The sequence below is a fragment of the Amycolatopsis sp. NPDC101161 genome (genome assembly GCF_044768185.1).
Lineage (GTDB): Bacteria > Actinomycetota > Actinomycetes > Mycobacteriales > Pseudonocardiaceae > Amycolatopsis.
This window is the reverse complement of sequence record NZ_JBIWPI010000001.1, coordinates 273,206-296,745: the sequence shown is the minus strand read 5'-3', so window position 1 is coordinate 296,745 and position 23,540 is coordinate 273,206. Positions and strand designations below refer to the sequence as shown.

General features: G+C 71.7%; 21 protein-coding genes. 6 read left to right on the top strand and 15 right to left on the bottom strand.

Going from position 1 to position 23,540, the window contains the following annotated elements:
- Nucleotides 1-3 precede the first annotated feature (3 nt).
- From ACIRSS_RS01495 to ACIRSS_RS01445, 11 genes are all read right to left on the bottom strand, one after another.
- Nucleotides 4-1,239, bottom strand: a complete 1,236-nt coding sequence (locus ACIRSS_RS01495) for an MCE family protein (RefSeq protein WP_400889388.1) — start codon at nt 1,237-1,239, stop codon at nt 4-6.
- Nucleotides 1,236-2,381, bottom strand: coding sequence for an MCE family protein (locus tag ACIRSS_RS01490; RefSeq protein ID WP_400889386.1), 1,146 nt, complete (start codon nt 2,379-2,381; stop codon nt 1,236-1,238). Before ACIRSS_RS01490 ends, ACIRSS_RS01495 begins: the two co-directional genes overlap by 4 nt.
- Nucleotides 2,378-3,571, bottom strand: coding sequence for an MCE family protein (locus tag ACIRSS_RS01485; RefSeq protein ID WP_400889384.1), 1,194 nt, complete (start codon nt 3,569-3,571; stop codon nt 2,378-2,380). Before ACIRSS_RS01485 ends, ACIRSS_RS01490 begins: the two co-directional genes overlap by 4 nt.
- Entirely contained in the window at nt 3,568-4,599 is a 1,032-nt protein-coding gene (locus ACIRSS_RS01480; protein ID WP_400889382.1) for an MlaD family protein, read from the bottom strand. Before ACIRSS_RS01480 ends, ACIRSS_RS01485 begins: the two co-directional genes overlap by 4 nt.
- Nucleotides 4,596-5,633, bottom strand: coding sequence for an MCE family protein (locus tag ACIRSS_RS01475; protein ID WP_400889380.1), 1,038 nt, complete (start codon nt 5,631-5,633; stop codon nt 4,596-4,598). The genes ACIRSS_RS01480 and ACIRSS_RS01475 overlap by 4 nt, the downstream gene beginning before the upstream one ends.
- On the bottom strand, nt 5,630-6,952 hold the full coding sequence (locus tag ACIRSS_RS01470) for an MCE family protein (RefSeq protein WP_400889378.1): 1,323 nt from the start codon (nt 6,950-6,952) through the stop codon (nt 5,630-5,632). The genes ACIRSS_RS01475 and ACIRSS_RS01470 overlap by 4 nt, the downstream gene beginning before the upstream one ends.
- The gene (locus tag ACIRSS_RS01465; protein WP_400889376.1) at nt 6,949-7,800 is read right to left on the bottom strand and encodes an MlaE family ABC transporter permease; all 852 of its coding nucleotides are present in this window, start codon (nt 7,798-7,800) and stop codon (nt 6,949-6,951) included. Before ACIRSS_RS01465 ends, ACIRSS_RS01470 begins: the two co-directional genes overlap by 4 nt.
- On the bottom strand, nt 7,800-8,588 hold the full coding sequence (locus ACIRSS_RS01460; protein WP_400880932.1) for an MlaE family ABC transporter permease: 789 nt from the start codon (nt 8,586-8,588) through the stop codon (nt 7,800-7,802). Before ACIRSS_RS01460 ends, ACIRSS_RS01465 begins: the two co-directional genes overlap by 1 nt.
- Nucleotides 8,589-8,673: 85 nt before the next feature.
- Nucleotides 8,674-9,438: a glucose 1-dehydrogenase gene (locus ACIRSS_RS01455; protein ID WP_400889374.1), complete on the bottom strand. Its 765-nt coding sequence runs from the start codon at nt 9,436-9,438 to the stop codon at nt 8,674-8,676.
- Entirely contained in the window at nt 9,435-10,292 is an 858-nt protein-coding gene (locus ACIRSS_RS01450; RefSeq protein ID WP_400889372.1) for a 3-oxoacyl-ACP reductase, read from the bottom strand. The genes ACIRSS_RS01455 and ACIRSS_RS01450 overlap by 4 nt, the downstream gene beginning before the upstream one ends.
- Before the next feature lie 82 nt (nt 10,293-10,374).
- Nucleotides 10,375-10,566, bottom strand: a complete 192-nt coding sequence (locus tag ACIRSS_RS01445; protein WP_400889370.1) for a ferredoxin — start codon at nt 10,564-10,566, stop codon at nt 10,375-10,377.
- Nucleotides 10,567-10,636: 70 nt separating this feature from the next.
- Here ACIRSS_RS01445 and ACIRSS_RS01440 point away from each other — a divergent pair, with 70 nt between their 5' ends.
- From ACIRSS_RS01440 to ACIRSS_RS01430, 3 genes are all read left to right on the top strand, one after another.
- Nucleotides 10,637-11,800, top strand: a complete 1,164-nt coding sequence (locus ACIRSS_RS01440) for an acyl-CoA dehydrogenase family protein (protein ID WP_400889368.1) — start codon at nt 10,637-10,639, stop codon at nt 11,798-11,800.
- A gap of 9 nt (nt 11,801-11,809) precedes the next feature.
- The gene (locus ACIRSS_RS01435) at nt 11,810-12,826 is read left to right on the top strand and encodes an acyl-CoA dehydrogenase family protein (protein ID WP_400889366.1); all 1,017 of its coding nucleotides are present in this window, start codon (nt 11,810-11,812) and stop codon (nt 12,824-12,826) included.
- 65 nt (nt 12,827-12,891) lie between these two features.
- Nucleotides 12,892-13,941 (top strand): LLM class F420-dependent oxidoreductase, encoded by a 1,050-nt coding sequence (locus ACIRSS_RS01430; RefSeq protein ID WP_400889364.1) that lies wholly within the window; start codon nt 12,892-12,894, stop codon nt 13,939-13,941.
- A gap of 94 nt (nt 13,942-14,035) precedes the next feature.
- On the opposite strand, the gene ACIRSS_RS01425 is transcribed toward ACIRSS_RS01430, so the two are convergent.
- The 4 genes from ACIRSS_RS01425 to ACIRSS_RS01410 all read right to left on the bottom strand — a co-directional run bounded on the left by ACIRSS_RS01425 (nt 14,036) and on the right by ACIRSS_RS01410 (nt 20,387).
- Entirely contained in the window at nt 14,036-15,172 is a 1,137-nt protein-coding gene (locus ACIRSS_RS01425) for a serine hydrolase domain-containing protein (protein ID WP_400889362.1), read from the bottom strand.
- Nucleotides 15,173-15,174: 2 nt separating this feature from the next.
- Nucleotides 15,175-17,856, bottom strand: a complete 2,682-nt coding sequence (locus ACIRSS_RS01420) for a GNAT family N-acetyltransferase (protein ID WP_400889360.1) — start codon at nt 17,854-17,856, stop codon at nt 15,175-15,177.
- 2 nt (nt 17,857-17,858) lie between these two features.
- Nucleotides 17,859-19,028, bottom strand: a complete 1,170-nt coding sequence (locus ACIRSS_RS01415; RefSeq protein ID WP_400889358.1) for an acetoin utilization protein AcuC — start codon at nt 19,026-19,028, stop codon at nt 17,859-17,861.
- 513 nt (nt 19,029-19,541) lie between these two features.
- Nucleotides 19,542-20,387 (bottom strand): sulfurtransferase, encoded by an 846-nt coding sequence (locus ACIRSS_RS01410; RefSeq protein ID WP_400889356.1) that lies wholly within the window; start codon nt 20,385-20,387, stop codon nt 19,542-19,544.
- 113 nt (nt 20,388-20,500) lie between these two features.
- Between ACIRSS_RS01410 and ACIRSS_RS01405 the strand changes: the two genes are divergently transcribed.
- The 3 genes from ACIRSS_RS01405 (at nt 20,501) to galE (ending at nt 23,466) form a co-directional block, all read left to right on the top strand.
- Nucleotides 20,501-21,217, top strand: coding sequence for a metal-dependent transcriptional regulator (locus ACIRSS_RS01405; protein WP_400889354.1), 717 nt, complete (start codon nt 20,501-20,503; stop codon nt 21,215-21,217).
- Nucleotides 21,214-22,398 (top strand): galactokinase, encoded by a 1,185-nt coding sequence (galK, locus tag ACIRSS_RS01400; RefSeq protein ID WP_400889352.1) that lies wholly within the window; start codon nt 21,214-21,216, stop codon nt 22,396-22,398. Before ACIRSS_RS01405 ends, galK begins: the two co-directional genes overlap by 4 nt.
- A 78-nt stretch (nt 22,399-22,476) precedes the next feature.
- A complete protein-coding gene (gene galE, locus ACIRSS_RS01395; protein WP_400889351.1) occupies nt 22,477-23,466 on the top strand; it encodes a UDP-glucose 4-epimerase GalE in 990 nt (329 codons plus the stop codon).
- The last annotated feature ends 74 nt before the right edge of the window (nt 23,467-23,540 follow it).

Genomic DNA, 23,540 nt, shown 5'->3' with positions numbered 1-23,540 from the left:
CCTTCACGGTGCGCCCAACAGCCGGCCAAGGCCACCGGAAGAAGGACCGGTAAGCAGGCTTAGCATCCCCGGTAGCTGAGCCTGCGAAGGCGCCGACGCAGTCTGCGAAGGAGCAGCCGGAATCGCGGGCGGTTTCCCGGCGTAAGGCGCGTTCTGGGCCCCGCGCACCCCGGTCGGGCTGCCCGGCGGCTCGGCGCAGTACGCGTTCATGTTCACCGGCGCCTCGGTCTCGTCGTTCGCCGGACGCTGCTTCGTCCCCTCGTACCCCTTCGTGCACGAGGCCGGGTCGAAGAAGTTGAACACCACGCCCAAGTGCCCTGTGCCGTCCGGGGACGTCGACGGCGAGAACGCCCCGATGATCGGGTACGCCACCAGCAGTTCCTCGAGGGAGTCGCGACGGGACGACGTGATTTGCGCGGTGGTCAGCAAGTTCGCGAACAGCACGCCCAGGTCGGTGCCGGACGCGGCGAGCACGTCGCTGATCTGCCGGCTCAGCCGCGGGGCTTCCGCGATCACCCGCCGCAGGTCCGGGTCGGACTTCTTGAGCTGGCCGGCGATCGTGCGCAACCCGGACGCGAAGTCGGTGATGTTCGCCGCTTGCCGTTGCTGCGTGTCCAGCACCACCCGCGAGTTCGACAGCAACCCCTGCGTCTGCGGGACGTACTGCGCGGCGACGGCGGTCAGCGAACCCGTGCTGTCCAGCAGCTGCTGCAGTTCCGGCCCCGCGCCGGCGAACGCGTTGTACGTCTCGTCGACGACCGTCCGCAGCGACTCCGGGTGCACGCTCGCGACGAGATCGTCCAGATGCGTGAGCACCGTGTCCGGCGACGGCGGCAGCGACGTCTTGTCCGCCGTGATCACCGAGCCGTCCTTCAGGAACGGCCCGCCGTTGTGCAGGGGAAGGAGGTCGACGAACTGCTCCCCCACCGCCGACCGGTTCGCCACCTGCGCGTGCGCGTCGGCCGGGATGTCCGGGGCGCCCGCGTCGATGTCGAGCGCGACGTCGACGCCGTGCTCGGTCAGCGTCATCCCGGTCACCCGCCCGACCGTCACGCCGCGGTAGGCGACCTCGGAGTTGACGAAGATGCCGCCGGAGTCGCTCAGCTGCGCGGTGACGACGTAGCCGCGGTTGCCGAAGAGCCGGTCCAGCCCGGCGTAGTGGCCACCGGCGTAGACGACCGACACCACCGCGATCACGACGAACGCGAACAGCTGGATCCGGATCTTGCGGGTGGTCACTTGCCGCCCCCGATCAGGCCGAGCAGGCCGCCCAGCAGGTTCGGCCCCGCGGACTGCGGAACCGAACCGAGGTCGGGCAGCGGCAGCGGTGGTGCGACGGCGGACGGCTGGCCGGACGGCAGCGCGATCGGCGGCTGCGACGAGTTCGTGAAGTTCGAGATCAGCGTGTCCAGGTCGAGGTTCACGTTGGCCTCGACGTTCGCGTAGTCGCCCTTGATCACGTTGCCCGCGTAGTCCGGGAACGGGTAGGTCAGCAGGATCTGCAACGCGTTCGGCAGGTTGGAACCCGCCTCGCCGAGCTTCGTCAGCGTCGGCTGCAACGCCTTGAGGTTCGCGACCAGCTCGTCGCGGCTCTTCGTCACGGTGTCGACGGCGACGCCGGACAGCGTGTTGAGCGCGTTCAGCATCCCGACCAGCTGGTCGCGCTGGTCGGTGACGATCTTCAGGCCCGGCGCGAGGTTGTCGAGCGCGTTCGACAGGTTCTGCGTCTGACCGGCCAAGGTGTGGGACAGCTTCCCGAGCCCGTCTATCGCGCGGAGGATCTCGGTGCGGTGCCCGTCGAGCTGGGTCGCCAGTTCGTCCACTCGCGACAGCAGCGCGCGGATCTCCGGCTCGTTGCCGGACAGCGCGTCGTTCAGCTCGTGGCTGATCTTCTGGATCTGCTCGACGCCGCCGCCGTTGAGCAGCAGGGAAAGCGCGCCGAGCACCTCCTCGACCTCGGGGTTGCGGTTGGTGCGCCCGAGCGGGATCTGCGCGCCGTCGCCGAGGTGACCGGTGGCCGGCTCGGCCGTCGGCACGCTCAGCTCGACGAACTTCTCGCCCAGCAGGGAAGACTGCTTCAGCTCGGCCCGCGCGTTCGCGGGCAGCGCGATGTCGCCGTTGACGGTCATCGCGACCAGCGCGGACCGCGTGTCCGGCGTCAGCGTGACCTTGTCGACCCGCCCGACGGCGACGTCGTTGACCTTGACGCTGGACTGCGGCACCAGGTCGAGCACGTCGGTGAACAGCGCGGTCACGTGGTACGGGTGGTCGCCGACGTCGGCGCCGCCCGGCAGCGGCGTGCCGTAGAGGCCGTTGAACCCGCCGTCGCTGCAGCCGGCCAGCACGAGCAGCCCGGCGAGCACACCTGCGAACCGCTTCACTTCGCACCGCCCGAAAGCTGTTCCATGACGTCGACCAGCGGAAGTGGCAGCGGCGGAAGCGTCCCGTTCTGCAAGGAGTTGAGCACCTGCGGGATGGTCGGCAGCTTCAACGCCCCGTCGAGGACCGGCGCCAGCTGCTTGCAGATGTTCCCCAGCGTGTCCGGGACCTGCTTCGGCGTGAACGAGCTGATCAGCCGGCAGACGGTCAGGATCGGCGGGTTGGTCAGCTCGTTCAGGTTGTCGCGGACGGCGATGGTGCCGGACGCCGCGTCGTAGGAGTTGATGAAGTTGGTCGCGCCGGTCGGTGCGATGTCGAGCACCTCGGCGAGCGAGGCCCGCTGGTCGACCAAGACCTTCGACAACGACGCAAGCTTGTCCACATTGGACTCCAGCGCGCCCTTGTTGTCGTTGACGAACTGCTGCACGTCGCCGAGCGCCCCGCCGAGGGACTGCAACGCCGCCCCGACGTCGTTGGAGTCCGCCGCCAGGAACTGGCTGACGTCGGCGACGCGTCCGTAGAACTCGTTGAGCTGCTGGTCGCTCTGGGCCAAGGCGCCGGTGAACGAGTTGAGGTTCTGGACGGTCGAGAACAGGTCGTCCTTCGAGCCGTCGAGGGTCTTGGCCAGCCCGGCGAGCTGCCCGACCGTCGAGTTCAGCGAAGCACCGTTGCCCTTCAACGTGTTCGCCGCGGTGTCCAGGACGCCGGACAGCGCGCCGTCCTTGTTGGCGCCGTTGGGTCCCAGCGCCGTCGACAGCTTGTCGAGGCTCGAGTACAGGTCGTCCAGTTCCACCGGCGTCGCCGTGCGGTCGCGCGGCAGGACCGTTCCCGTCGCCAGGGTCGGCCCGCTGTCGTACGCCGGGGTCAGCTGGACGTACCGGTCGCTGACCAGGCTCGGCGCGACGACGACCGCCCCGACGTCGGCGGGCAGGGACACGTCGTCGACGCGCATGTCCACGCGCACCGCGTCGCCCTCCGGCGTGACGTCGGTGACCTGCCCGACCGGCACGCCGAGCACCCGCACCGACGAACCCGCGTAGAGCCCGACGGTCTTGCCGAAGTACGCCGACAGCGTGGTGCCCGTCGAAGCACGGAACACCAGCCACAGCCCGGCGGTGACCACCAGCGCCAGGACGCAGGCGAACGCCAGCCACGTCACCAGGCTGCGGCCGCGGTAGGTGCGGATGGTCATCGGCGGCCCACCCCCTGGTTCGGCGCCGCGATCGGCGGCGTGCAGCCTTCGGGGTTGATGGTGACGACGCCGGCGTTGATCGTCGGCGGCAGCAGGCCGCACAGGTAACCCTCGAACCAGCGGCCGTTGCCGGTCGCGTTCGCGCCGACGCGGGCGAACGGCGCCATCAGCTGCAGGCTCTTGTCGAGGTTGCCCTGGTTGCGCTGCAGGATGTCGGTCACCTTCCCGAGCTTGTCCAGCGTGGGTTTCAGCTGCGCGCGGTTGTCCTGGACGAGCCCGGTGAGCTGCTGCGAGAGCTGCTGGGTGCCGGTGAGCAGCGCGTTGATCGCCTTCTTGCGGTTCTGCAGCTCGGTGAGCAGCAGGTTGCCGTCGCTGATCACGCGCTGGAGCTGGGCGTTGCGGTCGGACAGCGTCTTCGACACCTGGCTCGTGTTGGCCAGCAAGGTGTGCAAGTCGGCGTCGCGGGAAGAGACGGTGCGAGCCAGCGACGACAGGCCGGTCAGCGTGTCCTTCAGGTACTGCGGGCTGTCCTTGAGGCTGTCGGACAACGCGTTGAAGCTGTCCGCGAGCTGCTTCGTGTCGATGTCGCCGACCGTCGTCGACAGCTGCTCGAACGCGTCCTGCAGCTGGAACGGCGTGCGCGTGCGGGCCTGCGGGATCGTCGAGTCCGGCTGCTGCGTGCCGTCACCCTTCGGGTCGAGCGCGAGGTACTTCTCCCCCAGCAGCGTCTTGATCTCGATGGACGCCGTCGTGGCGTCGCCGACCCGGACGTCCTTGACGCGGAAGCGGACCAGCACCTGCTTGCCGGCCAGCTTCACCGACGACACCGTGCCGACCTTGACCCCGGCGACCTCGACCTCGTTGTCCGGCGCCAGCCCGGCGGACTCGCCGAAGTACGCCGAGTACGTCGTGCCGTTGCCGAAGAACGGGAGCTGGTCGGAGAAGTACGTCGTGGCGGTGACGAGCACGATCAGCACGAGCGCGACCGCGCCGACGCCTGCCTGGTTGCGATCCTTCAGCGGTTTCACGGACCACACCTCTCCGCGCGCTGGGTGCCGGGGATGGGGACGATCGGCAGGGTGATGTCGAGCGAGGAAATGCCGATGGTGCCGGTGATCCCGCACAGGTAGTAGTTGAACCAGCTGCCGTAGCTCAGCGTCCGGGTGAACTTCTGCAGGTTGCCCGGCAGCACCTCGAGGAGGTGGTTGAGCAGCTCGCCGGAGTCGCCGAGGTTCTGCGACAGGACCCCGAGCTGAGCGACGTCGTCCTTGAGCGCCGGGCGCGCGTCGGCGAGCAGGCCGGTCGTGGACACGGCGAGGTCGCCGAGCGCGCTGACCGCGTCGCCGATCGGCTTGCGCTGCTCGGCCAGGCCGCTGACCAGCTTCTGCGTCTGCTCGATGAGGTCGCCGAGCTGCGGGCCATGGGCGTTGACCGTGCCGAGCACGGTGTTGAGGTTCGCGATGACCTGCCCGATCACCTGGTCCTTGCTCGCGATCGCCGTCGTCAGGGACGCGGTGTGCTGCAGCAGGCTGGTGATCGTGCCGCCCTCGCCCTGGAAGACGCTGATGATCTCGGCCGAGAGCTGGTTGACGTCCTTGGGGCTCAACGCCTTGAACAGCGGCTTGAAGCCGTTGAACAGCACGGTCAGGTTCAACGCGGGTTTGGTGCGCTCCGGCGGGATCGTGCCGCCGTCCGGCAACGCGCGATCGCCCGGGACGTCGGTGCCGAGCGCGAGGTAGCGCTGGCCGACGAGGTTGCGGTACTTGATGGTCGCGGTCACCGTCTCCGGCAACCGGTAGGCGTGCTCGACGTCGAAGCGCACCTGCGCCAGGTTCCGCTCGCCCTCCACGACCTCGATCGCGTCGACCTGGCCGACCTTGACCCCGGCGATGCGGACGTCGTCACCTTCCTTGAGCCCGGACGCGTCGGTGAACTTCGCCAGGTAACCGGACGTCTCGCCGAAGTTCGTGTTCGCGATGGTGGCCGCCAGGATCCCGGTGAGCAGCACGGTGACGACGGCGAACACCGTGAGCTTGACGAGGGACGGGACGAAGCTCCTCACTTCAGCTCCACCTCCGCCCCGCGGTAGAGCGGCCCGACGATCAGGCCGGCCCAGCCCGGCACGTCACCCGGCGAGGTGCCGAGCGCGGGCGAGGCGAGCAGGTCGATCAGGTCGTTTTCGTAGGCCGAGCCGACGATCGTGCCGCTCCCGCCGATCGCGCCGCCGCCGGCCGGCAGCGTCTCGGGCGGGTACTTCGGCGGCGGGGGCTTGGTGGAACCGTCCTTGATGGCACCGTCCGGCGGGTACTGCGGCCACACCCCGGGGTGCGGGACGCTCGGGTAGCACCGCGGCCCGCGCTTGTCCTCGTACTTCGGCTCGTCGACGCCGGGGAGGTACTTGCCGCGGCTGGCGGCGAACTCGATGGTGACCCGGCTGACCTCGGGGTGCGCGGTGCCCTTGCCGAACGCCAGCTCCGCGCGCGGCACGGACTCGGCGAGCTGCCGCATCAGGCACGGGTACTCGGGCGCGTACTTCGCGAGGACGTCCAGCGTCGGCTGGATCGCCGTGGTGAGCCGGATCAGGTTGTCCTTGTTGACCTGCAGGAAGCTCGTGAGGTCCACCGAAGCCGCGGTGACGGTGGCGTAGAGGTCGGTCAGCTGCGCGCGCTGGTCGACGATCGTCCGGCTCGTCGTCGTCAGGTCCGACAGCGCCTGCAGGAGGTCCGGCGCGGCCTTGTCGTAGGTGTTCGCGACGTTCGCGAGGCCGGTGATGTCGGCCTTGACGTCCGGCAGCGACGGGTTGAGCTTGCCGAGGTAGTCGCTGAGCTGCACGAGCGTCTGGCCGAGCTGCTTGCCGCGGCCCTCGAGCGCGGTCGACACCGCCGTCAGCGTGCTCGCCAGCTTCTCCGGCTGGACGGCCTGCAGCAGCGGCATGACGTCGTCGAGGACCTTCTGCAGTTCGATCGCCGCGCTGCTGCGGTCCTGCGGGATGACGTCGCCGGCCTTGATCGGGCCTTGCGAAGTGTCGGGGAGCTGCAGGGCCACGTACCGCTCGCCGAAGAGCGTCTTCGGCAGCAGCCGCGCGGAGACGTTCTTCGGGATGACGTGCGTCTTGTCCGGGTCCAGGGCCAGCTCCAGCTCGGCGTGGTCGCCCTTCGCCAGCACCGAGCGGACCTCGCCGACGAGCATGCCGCGGACCTTGACGTCCCCGCCGGTGCGCAGCTGGCTGCCGACGCGGTCGGTCTCCAGCTTCACGAGCGTCACCGGCGTGAACGCCTTGTTGTAGACGGCGAGGGTGAACGCGATGAACAACGCGGCCACGAGCAGGAAGGCGAGCCCCAGCACCTGGTACCGGAGCCGCTGCCGGAGCTCGCGCCTCATCCGGAGATCCTCACCGTCGTGTTCGCGCCCCAGATCGCGAGGGACAAGAAGAAGTCCAGCACCGAGATCAGCACGATCGACGTCCGCACCGCGCGGCCCACCGCGACGCCGACGCCGGCCGGGCCGCCGCTGGCGTTGAAGCCGTAGTAGCAATGGGACAGGATCACCAGTGCGCTGAACACGATCACCTTCCCGAACGACCAGAGGACGTCGCCGGGTGGCAGGAACAGCGTGAAGTAGTGGTCGTAGGTGCCGGCGGACTGGCCGTAGAGCCAGATGGTGATCTGCCGCGACGCGAGGTAGCTCGAAAGCAGGCCGACCGCGTACAGCGGGATCACCGCGGCGACGCCGGCGAGCACCCGCGTCGTCACCAGGTACGGCATGCTCGGCACGCCCATGACTTCGAGCGCGTCGATCTCCTCGGAGATCCGCATCGCCCCGAGCTGGGCGGTGAAGCCGCAGCCGACGGTCGCGCTCAACGCGAGCCCGGCCGAGAGCGGCGCGACCTCGCGGGTGTTGAAGTAGGCGGAGATGAACCCGGTGAGCGCGGCCGTGCCGAGCTGGTTGAGCGCGGAATAGCCCTGGAGGCCGACGATGAGACCGGTGAACAGCGTCATCCCGATCATCACGCCGAGCGTGCCGCCGATGACGGCGAGGCCGCCGGTGCCGAAGCAGACTTCGGTGAGCAGCCGCAGGGTTTCCCGGCCGTAGCGGCGGATCGTGCGCGGCGACCAGGCGAGCGCTTTCGCGGCGAACGCGAGCTGCTTGCCGAGTCCTTCCAGGCTCTGGCCCGGACGCGCGATGTACTCGAGCGTCCGGTCGGTGGTGTCGAGGGGTTCGGCCGTCATCACATGGCCTTCGGCGGGACGATCCGCAGGTAGATCGCGGTGAGCACGACGTTGATGAGGAACAGCAGCAGGAACGTGATGACGACGGCCTGGTTGACGGCGTCGCCGACGCCCTTCGGCCCGGGCGGCGGGTTCAGCCCGCGGAACGCCGCGACGACCCCGGCGACGAAGCCGTACAGCAGCGCCTTGATCTCGCTGACCCAGAGGTCGGGCACCTGGGCCAGCGCGTTGAAGCTGGCCAAGTACGCGCCGGGCGTGCCGCCCTGCAGGACGACGTTGAAGAAGTAGCCGCCGAGGACGCCGACCACGCTGACCAAGCCGTTGAGCAATACCGAAACGACCATCGCGGCGAGCACCCGCGGCACGATCAGGCGCTGGATCGGGTTGACGCCGAGGACCTCCATGGCGTCGATCTCTTCGCGGATCTTGCGCGCGCCGATGTCCGCGCAGACCGCGCTGCCGCCGGCGCCCGCGACGAGCAGCGCGGTGATCAGCGGGCTGGCCTGCTGCACGATCGCCAGCGCGCTGGCCGCGCCGGTGAACGACTGCGCGCCGATCTGCGCGGTCAGCGAACCGAGCTGCAACGCGATCACCGCGCCGAACGGGATGGCGACCAGCGCGGTCGGCAGGATCGTGACGCTGGCGAAGAACCAGCACTGCTGGATCCACTCGCGGAACTGGAAGGGGCGTTTGAAGATCGCCCGCAGGACCTCCCAGGAGAGCGTCGCGAGGCGGCCGACCTGGGTCAGGGCCGCGGTTCCCGGGAGCGTGCCCGTGCTCTCGCTCACCACACCTCCCAGTAGGTCGTCGCTGACCTCCGAGTGTTCTCCATACCCGGTGCCCGATTTTCGTTAGCGGTGTTAACTGATCACGTCAGAAACTCAGGTTGAGCGCGTGCGACGCCGTGGCCCCGCCGTCCGCGACGAACTCCGCCCCCGTGCAGTACGCGCTTTCGTCGCTGGCCAGGAAGAGGACGAGCTTCGCGATGTCCTCCGGCTGCCCGACGCGGCCGAGCGCGACCTTCTTCCCCACGTACGACATGTCGACTTTCTGCCCGCCCGCCGCGGTCTCGACCATCTGCGTGTCGATCGCGCCGGGGTGGACCGAGTTGACGCGGATGTGCTTCTTGCCGAGCTCCATCGCGGCGACCTTGGTCATCCCGCGGATCGCGAACTTGCTCGCCGTGTAGGCGATCAGGAAGGGCATCCCGGCCAGTCCCTCCACAGAGGACACGTTGACGATGGAGCCACCGCCGGCGGCGGTCATCGGTTCAACGACCGAGCGCATCCCGAGAAACGCCCCGATCTGGTTCACCCGGATGACGCGTTCGTAGTCGGCCAGCTTCGTCTTGCCGAGTTCCGAGAAGTGGAGGATCCCCGCGTTGTTGACCAGCACGTTCGGCGCGCCGAACTCGGTCGCGGCCCGCTCGACCGCGGCCGTCCAGTCGTCCTCGCTGCCGACGTCGAGGTGCTGGTAGACGGCCTGCTCGCCGAGCTCGGCGGCGAGCTGCTTGCCCTCGTCGTCGAGGATGTCGGCGATCACCACCTTCGCGCCCTCGGCGACGAACGCGCGTGCGGCCGCGGCGCCCTGGCCGCGCGCGGCGCCGGTGATCAGGGCGATCTTCCCGTCCAGCCTCATGACTCTCCCAGGATCTCGGTGGCGGCGAACATCCGGCCGGGGTCGCGGTCGGCGAAGAAGGCGCTGACCGACGTCTCGAGTTCGCCGAGGGACCAGCGGTGCTCGATCCGCGGCGGCTCGACCAGGGCGACCGTGCCGCCGTGGACGACGAACACCTGGCCGTTGACGTGCTCGGCCGCGGGCGAGGCGAGGTAGGCGACGAAGGGGGCGACGTGCTCGACCGAGAGCGGGTCGGCGCCCTCGGCGGGAGCCGCGCCGAACACGCCCTCGGTCATAGCCGTCCGCGCCCGCGGGCAGATCGCGTTGGCGCGGACGCCGTACTTGGCCAGGCCGCGGGCGGCCGACATGGTGAGCGCGGTGATGCCCGCCTTCGCCGCGGCGTAGTTGGGCTGGCCGGGCGAGCCGATGAGGAACGCTTCGGACGCGGTGTTGACCAGGCGCCCGTACACCGGCTGTCCGTCCGCTTTGGACTTGTCGCGCCAGTACTTCGTGGCGTTGCGGGACAACAGGAAGTGCCCGCGCAGGTGGACGCGCAGGACGGTGTCCCACTCGTCGTCGGACATCGAGAAGAGCATCTTGTCGCGCAGCACGCCCGCGTTGTTGACCACGATGTCGAGCCCGCCGAGGTCGAGCGCGGCGGCCACGAGCGCGTCCGCGGTGGCCCGGTCGCCGACGTCGCCGGCCACCGCGACGGCCTTGCCGCCGGCGCCTTCGATCTCTTCGACGACGTCCTTGGCCTCGGTGATGTCGTTGACGACGACGGTGGCCCCGCGCGCGGCGAGGGCGAGGGCTTCGGCCCGTCCCAATCCCGCGGCGGCGCCGGTTACGATCGCAGTCTTGCCGGTCAGGCTCACGCGAGGCCTCCTCATCGAGTCCTGTGACCGCGCCTACACTAGAATCTGTTCTTGCTCTCCGCAAGGGGTTCAGTGAACAGTGCTAACCGGCGATGAACAGGGCGTTCTTTGGGCAACCTTTGACGGCATCTGTAACTTGTTCTATCTGATCGGCCGGCACCGGGCCCGGCTGGATGACGAGTTCTTCGTCGTCGTCCAGGTCGAAGACGTCCGGCGCGAACCCGACACACACCGCGTTCGCCTCGCAGAGCGAACGATCGACGCCGATCTCCATGCTTCCTCCGCCGCGTGAGTCCTGGTACAACTAGAACAGGTTCTACTATAACGCCGGATCGAGGTGACGGGTGCGGATCGACTACACACCGGAGCAGCGCGCGCTGGCCGCGGAGCTTCGGGAGTACTTCGCCGAGCTGATGACGCCGGAGCGGCGGGAGAGCCTGCGCGCGGGCGGCGGCGAGTACGGCGACGGCTTGGCGTACAAGGAGATCGTCCGGCAGCTGGGCAAGGACGGCTGGCTCGCGCTCGGCTGGCCGAAGGAGTACGGCGGGCAGGGCCGGCCGATGCTCGACCAGCTCATCTTCACCGACGAAGCGGCGATCGCCGGGGTGCCGGTCCCCTTCCTCACGGTCAACACCGTCGGGCCGACCATCATGCGCTACGGCACCGACGAGCAGAAGGCGTTCTACCTGCCGAAGATCGCCGCGGGCGAACTGCACTTCTCGATCGGCTACTCCGAGCCGGAGGCCGGCACGGACCTCGCGTCGCTGCGGACCCGCGCGGTGCGCGACGGCGACGAGTACGTCGTCACCGGGCAGAAGATGTGGACGAGCCTGATCGAGTACGCCGACTACGTGTGGCTCGCCGTCCGGACCGATCCGGACGCGAAGAAGCACCGCGGGCTGTCGATCCTGATCGTGCCGACGTCGTCTTCGGGGTTTTCGTGGACGAAGGTGCACACGGTCGCGGGGGCGGGCACGAGCGCGACGTACTACGACGAAGTGCGCGTGCCGGTGTCGGCGCGCGTCGCCGAGGAGAACGCGGGCTGGCCGCTGATCACCAACCAGCTCAACCACGAGCGCGTCGCGCTGACGTCGTCGGCGCCCGTCCGCAAGGCGCTCGCCGACGTCCTCGAGTGGGCGAAGGAAACCGGCGCCATCGAGCAGGAATGGGTGCGGGTGCACCTCGCGCGGGTGCACGCCGGCGCGGAGTACCTGAAGCTGCGGAACTGGCGGATCGCGTGGGCGGCCGCGGCGAGCGACCTCGGGCCGGCCGAGGCGTCGGCGACGAAGGTGTACGGCACGGAGTTCGCGATCGAGGCCTACCGGCTGCTGATGGAGGTGCTGGGCGCGGCCGCCGTCGTCCGCGACGGCTCGCCGGGCGCGGTGCTGGCCGGGCGGATCGAGCGGCTGCACCGGTCGGCGCTGATCCTCACCTTCGGCGGCGGCACCAACGAGATCCAGCGGGACATGATCGCCGCGACCGCCCTCGGCCTGCCCGTCACGCGCTAGGAGCGTTCCATGGACTTCACCCCTTCGGAGGCGTCGGCCGACCTGGCCGCGCTGACCCGGCGGATCATCGCCGGCAAGGCCACCCACGACCCGCACGGCACCGGCGGCTTCGACGCTCCACTGTGGACGGCGCTGGGCCACGCGGGCGTGCTCGACGCGGCCCTGCCGTCGTCGCTGGGCGGCGGCGGGTTCGGCCTGCTGGAGCAGTGCGCGGTGCTCACCGAGATCGGCCGCGCGGTGGCGGGCGTCCCCTACCTGCCGTCGATCACGATGGCGGCGTCGGCGCTGGCCGAGTTCGGCACGCCGGAGCTGGTGGACCGCTGGGTGCTGCCGGTACTGCGAGGAGAACGTGTTCTAGCGGTGGCGCTGTCCGGGTTCACCGCGTCCGGCGGCCGGTTGTCCGGTTCGCGGTCCGCGGTCGCGTTCGGCGCGTTCGCCCACGGGTTCCTGGTCGCCGCCGGGGACGAGGTCTTCCTGGTCGACGCGGCCGCGCCCGGGGTCTCGGTGCGGCCGCAGCGGACGACCGACCACGCGGACGCGTGCCTGCTGGAGCTTTCCGACGTGCCCGGGACGTCGCTGGGCGACATCGGCGAGTGGCTGCGCCTGCGCGGGACGGCCGGCGTGTGCGCGCAGCAGCTCGGCGTTGTCGAGCGAGCCCTGGAGCTGACGGCGGCGTACGCGGCCGAGCGCAAGCAGTTCGACCACGTCATCGGCGGTTTCCAGGCGGTCCGCCAGCGCCTCGCGGACGCCTACGTCGACGTCGAGGCGGTCCGGCTGACGTCGCTGCAGGCCGCCTGGCAGCTGGCGTCGGACCTGCCCGCGGCGGAAGCGGTGGCGACGGCCAAGTTCTGGGCCGCGGAAGCCGGACACCGCGTGGCCCACACGACGGTGCACGTCCACGGCGGCGTCGGCATCGACGTCGACCACGAGGTGCACCGCTACTTCACGGCCGCGAAACGCCTCGAGTTCGAGCTGGGCCCGGCGACGCCGCAGCTGCTGGTGCTCGGGAACCTGCTGGCCGGGTGATCGGCACCCCTGTCCCACCCCTGAAGACCGGTAGTTCGTTGATCACCAACGGTAACTTCGGGTGAGTGAAAATCGGACTGAACATCGGGTACTGGGGTGCCGGGAACGACTGGGCGAATCTCGAACTGGCCAGAGAGGCCGACCGGCTCGGGTTCTCCGTGGCGTGGGTGGCCGAGGCCTACGGTTCGGACGCCGCGACCGTGCTGGCGTGGCTGGCCGCGCGGACCGAGCGGATCGACCTCGGCAGCGGGATCCTGCAGATCCCGGCGCGCCGGCCGACGATGACCGCGATGACGGCGGCAACCCTGGACAACCTGTCCGGCGGCCGGTTCCGGCTCGGGCTCGGCGTGTCCGGCCCGCAGGTCGCCGAAGGCTGGTACGGCGTCCCGTTCGCGAAGCCCCTCGAACGCACCCGGGAGTACGTCGAGATCGTCCGCAAGGCCCTGCGGTACGAGCGGGTCCGCCACGACGGCGCGCACTTCCGGCTGCCGCTGCCGGGCGGCCCCGGCAAGGCGCTGCCGCTCGCGGTGCCGCCGGTGCGCGAACACATCCCGCTCTACCTGGCGTCGCTGGGCCCGAAGAACCTGGAGCTCACGGGCGAGATCGCGGACGGCTGGCTCGGCTTGTTCTTCTCGGCGGAGCACGGCGGCGAGGCGCTCGCCCGGATCCGCGCGGGCCGCGCGAAGATCGGCGAAACCCTGGCCGGGTTCGACGTCGTGGCGACGGTCCCCCTGGCGGTCGGCCCCGACTGGCGAAGGGCGGCGGACCACGCCCGGCCGTACGTGGCGGGGTTCGTCGGCGGCGCGGGCAGCCGGGAGCGGAACTTCTACCGCGACCTGGTGGCCCGGACGGGCTACGAAGCCGCGGCCGACGAGGTGCGCGAGCGGTACCTGACGATGGACTACGCCGGCGCGATGGCGGCGATCCCGCTGGAGTTCCTGGACGCGACATCGCTGCTCGGCCCGAAGGAACGCATCGCCGACGGGATGCGCGCGCTCGCGGAGGCCGGGGTGACGACGTTGGCGGTATCGCCGACGCATCCGGACGCGGAGGCGAACCGGGCGGCACTGCGGTGCGCGGCGGAGGCTTTGGAGCTGGCCGGAGTGGGCGACTGACGCGACTCAGCGGGCCGGGCTTCGCCTCGACCGTGGCCGGCGGCCGGCGCGGCCCGGCTTTCCCACCGCGCAGGCGAGCTTGCCGCCCCGGCCGTCAGCGCTCGGCCGCGTACTGCCAGAACTCCTGCATCAGCGGTGTCGGCTCCGGGCTCGTCATCTCCACCTGCGTCAGCAACACCGTCACCGTGCCCGTCGCCGGGTGGAGGTGCCAGGCCGTGCCCGCGCCGCCGACCCAGCCGTAGCGGCCCGGGACCTCCCACGGCCGCGTCGCCCGGACGTCGACCGATCCGCCGTAGCCCCATCCCTGGCCGTGCAGGAACAGCCGCCCGGCCTCGCGCTGGGCCGGGGTCAGGTGGTCGGTCGTCATCCCGTGCACCGACTGCGCCGTCAGCAGCCGGTGGCCGTCGACCGTGCCTTCGTCCAGCAGGAACCGGGCGAACTTGAGCAGGTCGTCGGCCGTCGACACCAGGCCCGCCGCGCCCGACGGGAACGCCGGCGCGCTGCTCCAGCGCCCCTCCGGCGAGTCGATCAGCCGCAGCCCGCTCTCCCCGGGCCGGTACGCGCTGGTGAACCGGCCCAGCGCGGCCGTCGGCACCGCGAACCCCGTGTCGGCCATGCCCAGCGGCTCGAACACCCGCTCCGCCAGGAACTCCGGCAGCGACCGGCCCGCCACCCGCGCGATCAGCGCGCCCTGGATGTCGGACCCGGTGTCGTACAGCCACGCCTCCCCCGGCTGGTGCAGCAGCGGCACCTGCGCCAGCGCGGCCAGCCACTCGTCCGGCGCCAGCGCCCGCGGGGCCGCCGCCGGGTGGCCCAGCACCTGCAGCAGCAGGTCGACCGCGGGCAGCGTCATGTCCGCCGCGAGGCCGTACCCGCAGCGGAACGTCAGCAGGTCGGCCACCGTGATCGGGCGGACGGCGGGCACGACGTCGTCGACCGGCCCGGCCGGCGTCCGCACGACCACCGGCGACGCCAGCTCCGGCAGCCAGCGCGCGATCGGGTCGTCCAGCGCGAGCTCGCCGTCGTCGACGAGCAGCAGGACCGCCGCGGCGACGATCGGCTTGGTCAGCGACGCGATCCGGAACAGCGAGTCGCGCGCCATCGGCACGGTGCCCTCGGTGTCGGCCGAACCCACGGCCGCCACTTCGAGCTGTCCGCCGTGCGCGACGAGCGCCACCGCGCCCGGGACGTCCTCGATGTGCTTGCTGAGCACCTCGGTCAAGGTCGGCATGGTCAGTCCAAGGGGTTGATGGCGCGCAGGCGCCGCGGGCCGGTGTCGGGCCGCGACGGAGGCGGCCCCAGCACGAGTCGGGCGTTGGCGACGAAGGCGCCGTCCGGCGACGCCAGGATCGGGTCGAGCACCAGCGAACGCACCTCCGGGTTGTCCTCGGCCAGCGCGGCGACGCGCAGCACCATGTCCTGCAGGGCGGCGAGGTCGGCGGGCTCGTCGCCGCGGTAGCCGGTGAGCAGCGGCGCCGTCCGCGGCTCGCGCAGCAGCGTGGCCGCGTCGACGTCGGTGAGCGGCACCGCCCGGTACGCGCGGTCGCCCAGCAGCGTGCTGACCAGCCCCGACAGCCCGAACGACACGAGCGTGCCGAACGACGGGTCGTCCTGCAGCCCGATCACGCACGACAGGCCCTTCGGGGCCATCCGCTGGACGTACACGTCGTCGTCGCCGGAGATCTCGCGCAGCGTTTCGTAGGCGGTGCGCACCGAGTCGGCCGACGCCAGGTCGAGCCGGACCCCCGCCAGGTCGGGCCGGCCGCGCAGCCGCTCGTCGACGGCCTTGAGCGTCACCGGGTAACCCAGCTCGGCCGCCGCCGCGACGGCTTCGTCCACTGTGGACGCCACGCGGAACGGGACGACGTCGATGCCGTAGCAGCCCAACAGCCGCACTACGTCGGTGTCGGACAGCAGCGTCGTCTTGCCGCTCTCGGCGTCGAGCAGTTCCCGCACGAGCCCTTGCGCCTGTTCGGTGTGGATCCCGGCCGGCCGCACCAGCGTGCCCTGCGGGCGCTGCCGCCAGGCCGCGTACCGGACGACCCGGGCGAGCGAGTTGACGGCGCGTTCCGGGCTCGGGTACGACGGGATCGAACCGCGCGTCGGGACGCCGTCGCCGGTCGAGACGGCCAGTTCGTCGGGCACGCCTTCGGCGGCGAGGAATGTCGAGACGATCGGCTTGCGCTGCCCCAGTTCGACCACGGTTTCGCGCAGGGCGCGCGCGTACGCCGTGCCGGGAATCGCCACCGGTGGCGCGAACACGACGACCAGTGCGTCGGTGTCCGGCGACGTGAGCGCCTCGCCGACCGCCTTCGCGAAGTCGTCCGGGCCGGCCTGCGGGCCGACGTCGACCGGGTCGAACGCCAGCCGCAGCCCCTGCATCCGCGCGGTGTCGGCGGCCAGCAGCCCGATCGCGCTGGAGTTGCCGACGATGCCGATCCGCGGCCCGGCGGGCAGCGGCTGGTGGGCGAACACGAGCGCGGTGTCGAACAGCTGCGCCAGCGACTCCACCCGCACGACGCCGGCCTGCTCGAACAGGGCCTGCACGCTGGCCTCGTCGATCTCGGTGGACGTCGCGGCCAGCTGCGGGCGGACTGCGTGCCGACCGGACTTCACCGCGACGATCGGCTTCGTCCGGGCCAGGCGGCGGGCCAGCCGCGCGAACTTGCGCGGGTTGCCGAACGACTCGAGGTACAGCAGGACGAGGTCGGTGTCCGGGTCGGTTTCCCAGTACTGCAGCAGGTCGTTGCCCGAGACGTCGGCGCGGTTGCCGGCCGAGACGAACGTCGACAGGCCGAGCCCGCGCGACTCGGCGTCGGCGAGGATCGCGGTGCCCAGCGCGCCGGACTGGCAGAAGAACCCGGTGCGCCCGCGCACGGGCAGCCGCGGCGCGAGGGTGGCGTTGAGGCGGACGCCGGGCGCGGTGTTGAGCACGCCGAGGGCGTTCGGGCCGACGACGCGCATGCCGTGCGCCCGCGCCTCGCCGACCAGCCGCAGCTCGGCGTGCAGGCCGTGCGGGCCGGCTTCGGCGAAGCCGCTGGAGAGGATCAGCAGCGTCTTGACGCCCTTCGCGAGACAAGCGTCCAAAACGGACTCGACGGACTCGGCGGGCACCGCCACGACGGCCAGGTCGACCGGGTCCGGGATGTCCAGCACCGACGGGTACGCGCGGACGCCCCGGACCGAGCGGTGCTCCGGGTTGACCGGGTAGACGGTGCCGGTGAACGCGGCGGCCAAGAGGTTTGCGAAGGCGACGTGCCCGACCTTGCCCGGCTCGGCGGACGCGCCGATCACCGCGACCGACGTCGGGTGCAGCAGGTTGTGCACGCTGCGCGCCTCGGCGGCCTGCTCCCGGGAGCGCGCGACCGCGAGGGACTCCTCGGTCGGGTCGATGTCGAACTCCAGGTGCAGCACGCCTTCCTCGATCTCGCGGCTGACCTGGTAGCCCGCGTCGCGGAAGACCCGCACCATGGCGGCGTTCTCGGCGAGCACCTCGGCGACGAACCGGCGCAGCCCGCATTCGGAGGCGGCCGCGGCGAGGTGCTCCAGCAGGATCGAGCCGAGCCCGCGGCCCTGGTGCGCGTCGCTGACGACGAAGGCGACCTCCGCCGACGGGCCGTGGTCGAGCCGTTCGTACCGGCCGACCGCGACGATGTCGTCGCCCAGGAAGGCGGCGAACGCGACGCGGTCGTGGTGGTCGACCGTCGAGAAGCGCTTCAGGTCCTTCTCGGGAATGCGTGGGTAGGCGCCGAAGTAGCGGAAGTACCGCGTGCGCTCGGAAAGCTTGCCGTGGAAGGCGACCAAGCCGTCGGCATCGGTGGGGACGATCGGTCGCAGGTGGACGGTGCCGCCGTCGGAAAGCACGACGTCGGCCTCCCAGTCGCGGGGGTAGTCGAAAGGATCCCGGCCGGCCATCGTCAGTCCCTGGGGTCGTCCGGGTCGAGGCCGTGCAGGGGGAAGACGGCGCGGCGGGTGTCCCGGACGGCGACGTCCACCGGGTCGTCCTCGCCGTCGCCCCACGGCTTGAACTCGGTCTCGCGGGCGTCGGTCATCGCCTGCGGCAGCTCGGCGTTCGGCGCGGCCTTGGTGACGGTGGAGACCCAGCCGGGCGGCAGCGGCGTCGCCGGGGCGACGTCCCGGTCGAGGACGGTGGCGATCAGGTGCGTCCACGACCGCGGGACGACGCGGATCAGCTGGTAGCCGCCCCCGCCGACGGCGATCCACTTGCCGCCCGCGTACGTCTCGGCGAGATCGCGGAGAGTGGCGTAGATGGTGCGGTGGCCGTCGACGGACAGGGACAGGTCGGCCAGGGGGTCTTCCTCGTGCGAGTCGACGCCGCACTGGGTGAACAGCAGCTGCGGCTCGAAGTCGGCGAGGAGTGAGGGAACGACGGCGTTGAAGGCGCGCAGCCACCCCGGATCGCGTGTGCGTGGCGGTAGCGGGACGTTGACGGCCGTGCCGTCGGCCTTCCCGCGGCCGGTCTCGGCGGAGTAGCCGGTGCCCGGCCAGAGCGTGAAGGGGTGCTGGTGCATCGAGATGGTGAGGACGCGGGGGTCGTCGTAGAAGGCGGCCTGGACGCCGTCGCCGTGGTGGACGTCGGTGTCGATGTAGGCGATGCGCTCGAAGCCGTGGTCGAGCAGCCACGAGATGGCGACGGCGCAGTCGTTGTAGACGCAGAAGCCGGAAGCCTGGTCACGCATGGCGTGGTGCAGCCCGCCGGCGATGTTGACGGCCCGGGTGGCCTCGCCTTCGGCGATCTTCCGCGCGGCGAGCAGCGTCGAGCCGACGACGAGGGCGGAGGCGTCGTGCATGTCGGTGAAGACGGGGTTGTCGGCGGTCCCGAGCCCGTGCCCGACATCCCACCCGACGAGCGGCGCCTCCCGCACGGCGGCGATGTATTCGGGAGCGTGGACCCGGAGGAGCTCCTCGTCGCCGGCCCCGGTGGGGATGAGGAGCGGGACGTCGTCGAGCACGCCGAGTTCGGTGGCCAGCCGGACGGTGAGCTCCAGCCGGACGGGGTTGAACGGGTGGTCCCCACCCAGGTCATAACCGAGAAGGGCGGAGTCCCAAACGACGGCCGGCGACATGCGCTCGACTCTAGTGCCGATCGGGGGAACGCGTGGACCGGAAGTGCCGGGCGCGGGGTAGCCCGCCCGCCGCGCCGGTAGCTCACCGGCGGGCGGCGCCGGCCGCCGCGGGCGGCTCAGCCAGTCAGCTGCCCGCCGCTCCGCGACGGCTCTCCGGCGGCGGTGGCTGACTCGCGGCGGCGGTGGCTCACCGGCGGCGGCGGCGGTGGCCCGATGCGCTGGGCTGCCGCTCTGCTGGTCCGCGACGGCCAGGCAGCTCGCCACGGGCTCCGGCTGCACTCCGCTCGCCGGAGCGCAGCCCCGCCGCCCGCGGCGGCTGCCGCGGGCGGCTCAGCCAGTCAGGTAGCCCGCTGCCCTCGTCGCAGGCTCAGCTGCCCACCGCTCCGCGACGGCTCTCCGGCGAGTCACCCGCGACCCGGCTGCCCGCCGCTCGGCGGCTGCTCGCCGGCGCCACTCGCTCCCCGGCGTGCCGACCGCCGGCCGGTGATGGCCGCCCGGCCGGTTCGCGGCTGCTCAGCCCGGCAGGTCGCCCGTCGCCGCTGGGCGCTGCGGGTCGCGGGACCAGTGGGACCACGAGCCCGCGTACAACCCCGCGCCCGGGTGGCCCGCCAGCTCCAAGGCGAGGACCACCGAACTCGCCGTCACCCCCGAACCGCAGTACGCGCCGACCGGCTCGCCCGGGCGCAGGCCCAGGTCCGCGAACCGGGCGGCCAGCTCCTCCGGCGCGCGCCAGTGGCCGTCGTCGGTCGTGTGGCCCGCGAACGGGGCGTTCACCGCGCCCGGGATGTGGCCCGCCCGCGGGTCGACCGGCTCGGTCTCGCCCGTGTAGCGGGGGTTCGCGCGCGCGTCCAGGAGCAGGCCGTCGCGGGCCAGGGCCGCCGCCTCGTCCGCGTCGAGCACCGGCAGGCCGCCCGGCCGGACCGTGATGTCCCCCGGCTCGGGCCGCGGCTGCTCCTTGCTCACCGGGTGGCCGTCGGCCGTCCACGCAGCGTAACCGCCGTCGAGCACCGCCACCTCGTCATGGCCGGCCCAGCGCAGCAGCCACCACGCCCGCGCGGCCACCGAACCGTCGGCGTCGTCGTAGACCACCACCGGCGCGCCTGTCCGGACGCCGGCCGCGCGCAGGTCGCGCTGCAGGTCGGCCGGGTCGGGCAGCGGGTGCCGGCCACCCTCGCCCGGCTCGCCCGCGAGCACGTGGTCGAGGTCGGTGAAGACCGCGCCGGGCACGTGGCCCTCGCGGTGGGAATCGGCGCCGGGCGGCCCGGCGAGCCGCCAGCGGACGTCGAGGACGACGGGCCGGTCCCCGGCCGGGCCGGCCAGCGCGGCGGCGAGGTCGGTGGTGCTGATCAGCGGACGCATGCCTCCCATCTTCCAGCGGCCGCCCGCCCGGCCGCGCCGGGGTGCGGACATATCCGTCACCGGCGAGTTGTTATCCCCAAGGCCCGCCGCCGCTGTCGGGGTCAACGACTACGATGAGCAACGCGGACGAAGGGGACAGCGTGAACGATCTCATCGACACCACCGAGATGTACTTGCGTACTATCTACGAGCTCGAAGAAGAAGGTGTCGTTCCGCTGCGCGCCCGCATCGCCGAGCGCCTGCAGCAGAGCGGCCCGACCGTGAGCCAGACCGTCGCCCGGATGGAGCGCGACGGCCTCGTCGTGGTCGCCGACGACCGGCACCTCCAGCTGACCGACCACGGCCGCGAGCTGGCCATCGCCGTCATGCGCAAGCACCGCCTGGCCGAGCGCCTCCTCGTCGACGTCATCGGGCTCGAGTGGGAGCACGTGCACAACGAGGCGTGCCGGTGGGAGCACGTGATGAGCGAGGCCGTCGAGCGCAAGCTGGTCAAGCTGCTCGACCACCCGACCACCTCCCCCTACGGCAACCCGATCCCCGGCCTGGACAAGCTGGGCGACGGCGACCCGGCCCCGCCCGCGGAGGCCGACCTCGTCCGGCTCGACGAGTTCGCCCGCACCGGCGGTGGCCGCGTCGAGATCCGGCGCATCGCCGAGCACGTCCAGCTGGACGAGTCGCTGATGACCGAGCTCAAGTCCGTCGGCATCGTGCCGGGCGGCACGGTCACCATCGGCAAGGCCAACGGCGGCACCGTCGAGGTCACCGGCGGCGAGAACACCGCCCAGGTCGCCAGCTCCGCGCTGCACGCAGTCCTGGCGCAGGCCAGGTGAGCCCCGCTTCGGAGGCCGTGGCGGCGTTCCGCACGGTCCACGGAGTCGCGCCCGCCGGCGTGTGGTCCGCGCCCGGGCGCGTCAACCTGATCGGCGAGCACACCGACTACAACGACGGCTTCGTGCTGCCGTTCGCCCTGCCGCACCGCCTGGCCGCGGCGGCGTCGCCCCGCGAGGACGGCGTGCTGTCCGTGGCCACCCTGGGCGACGACGGCCAGCTCCAGCGCTCCGGCGAGCTCAAGATCGCCGACCTGGCGCCGGGCACGGTCGAGGGGTGGGCCGCGTACCCGGCGGGGGTCGCCTGGGTCATGCGCGACCAGGGCTTCACGGCCGGCGCCGACCTGGTCGTCGCCGGGGACGTGCCATCGGGAGCGGGGCTGTCCTCCTCTCACGCGCTCGAGTGCGCGGTGTCGCTGGCGTTGCTCGGCCTGGCCGGGCTGGAGCTCGGCGCGCCCGGCGAGCGCGTCCCGACGCGGCCCCAGGTGGCGCGGTGGGTCCAGCGCTCCGAAAACGACTTCGTCGGCGCGCCCACCGGCCTGCTCGACCAGACGGCGTCCCTCTGCTGCACCGAGTCCCACGTCCTGTTCCTCGACGTGCGCTCCGGCGAGCAGGAGCAGGTGCCCTTCGGCCTGGCCGACGCCGGGCTGCAGGTGCTGATCATGGACACCCGCACGAAGCACTCGCACGCCGAGGGCGGCTACGGCGAGCGTCGCCGCGGCACCGAGCGCGCTGCGGAGCTGCTCGAGGTGAAGGCGCTGCGCGACATCACCGTCGAGGGGCTTTCCGCGGCTCTCGACCGGCTGCCCGAAGACCTGGTGCCGCTCGTCCGGCACGTCGTCACCGAGAACCAGCGGGTGCTCGACACCGTGGAGCTGCTGCGGGCCGGCCGGCTGGCCGACATCGGCCCGTACCTGGACGCTTCGCACGTCAGCATGCGTGACGACTACCGGATCTCCACGGCCGAGCTGGACCTCGCGGTCGACTCGGCGCGCGAGGCCGGCGCCCTCGGCTCCCGGATGACCGGTGGCGGCTTCGGCGGTTCGGCGATCGCGCTGGTGCGTGACGCCGACCTGGACGGCGTCAAGGCGGCCGTCGAAGCGGCGTACGAAAAGGCCGGCTACCGGCGGCCGCGGATGTTCACCGCGGTGCCGTCGCGCGGCGCCGGTCGCGACGAGGTCTGAGGCCCCGGGCGGACCCGCACGCTGCCGAGGGGGAAGACTGGCGAGGACAGTCATCACCCTCGGCAGGAAGGCCTGGATGTGTCGGAGCAGAGCAACGCCCTGAAGCTGGTCGTGACGGGCGGAGCCGGGTACGTCGGCAGTGTCTGCGCGGCCCGGCTGATCGAGGCCGGGCACCAGGTCACGGTCGTCGACGACCTGTCCACCGGCCACGCCGACGCCGTCCACCCGGACGCGCGGTTCGTCGAGGGCGACGCCGCCGAGGTGGCGGGCAGCCTGCTGCGCGAGGGCTTCGACGGCGTGCTGCACTTCGCGGCCAAGTCGCTGGTCGGCGAGTCGATGACGGAGCCGGCGAAGTACTGGGAAGGCAACGTCGTCACGTCGCTGCGGCTGCTCGAGGCCATGCGCGAGCACGGCACGCCGCGCCTGGTGTTCTCCTCCACGGCGGCGACCTACGGCGAGCCGGAGCAGTCGCCGATCCCGGAGTCCGCGCCGGCCCGGCCGACCAACACCTACGGCGCCACGAAGCTCGCGATCGACCACGCGATCACCAGCTTCGCCGGCGCGCACGGCCTGGCCGCGGTGAGCCTGCGGTACTTCAACGTCGCGGGCGCGTACGGCGCGTTCGGGGAGCGCCACACCACGGAAACCCATCTCATCCCCCTCGTGCTCCAGGTCGCAACGGGCGACCGCGAAAAGATCCAGATCTTCGGCGACGACTACCCGACGCCGGACCACACGGCGGTCCGCGACTACATCCACGTGGTGGACCTCGCGGACGCGCACCTGCTGGCCCTGAAGAGCGCGACGGCGGGCACGCACCGCATCTACAACTTGGGCAATGGCACGGGGTTCTCCGTTCTGCAGGTGATCGAGGCTTGCCGTGAGGTCACGGGCCACCCGATCCCGGCGGCGGTGGCGCCGCGACGGGCCGGTGATCCGTCGGTGCTCGTGGCGGCCAGCGACCGGGCTCGTGAGGACTTGGGGTGGAAGCCGGAGCGGACCGAGCTGGCCGGGATCGTGCGGGACGCTTGGGAATTCACCCAGGCTCGGCAGGGTGCTCGGAGCTGAGGTCGCCGGGTCGTGGGGGGGGGGGGGGGCGGCCCCCCCCCCCCCCCCCCCCCCCCGCGGCTAGAACACACGCT

Coding starts and splice junctions, on each gene's coding strand:
- ACIRSS_RS01485 (WP_400889384.1), bottom strand. CDS start 3,571: ATGACCATCCGCACCTACCGCGGCCGCAGCCTGGTGACGTGGCTGGCG.
- ACIRSS_RS01470 (WP_400889378.1), bottom strand. CDS start 6,952: ATGAGGCGCGAGCTCCGGCAGCGGCTCCGGTACCAGGTGCTGGGGCTC.
- ACIRSS_RS01465 (WP_400889376.1), bottom strand. CDS start 7,800: ATGACGGCCGAACCCCTCGACACCACCGACCGGACGCTCGAGTACATC.
- ACIRSS_RS01455 (WP_400889374.1), bottom strand. CDS start 9,438: ATGAGGCTGGACGGGAAGATCGCCCTGATCACCGGCGCCGCGCGCGGC.
- ACIRSS_RS01445 (WP_400889370.1), bottom strand. CDS start 10,566: ATGGAGATCGGCGTCGATCGTTCGCTCTGCGAGGCGAACGCGGTGTGT.
- ACIRSS_RS01435 (WP_400889366.1), top strand. CDS start 11,810: ATGGACTTCACCCCTTCGGAGGCGTCGGCCGACCTGGCCGCGCTGACC.
- ACIRSS_RS01425 (WP_400889362.1), bottom strand. CDS start 15,172: ATGCCGACCTTGACCGAGGTGCTCAGCAAGCACATCGAGGACGTCCCG.
- ACIRSS_RS01420 (WP_400889360.1), bottom strand. CDS start 17,856: ATGGCCGGCCGGGATCCTTTCGACTACCCCCGCGACTGGGAGGCCGAC.
- ACIRSS_RS01415 (WP_400889358.1), bottom strand. CDS start 19,028: ATGTCGCCGGCCGTCGTTTGGGACTCCGCCCTTCTCGGTTATGACCTG.
- ACIRSS_RS01410 (WP_400889356.1), bottom strand. CDS start 20,387: ATGCGTCCGCTGATCAGCACCACCGACCTCGCCGCCGCGCTGGCCGGC.
- ACIRSS_RS01405 (WP_400889354.1), top strand. CDS start 20,501: ATGAGCAACGCGGACGAAGGGGACAGCGTGAACGATCTCATCGACACC.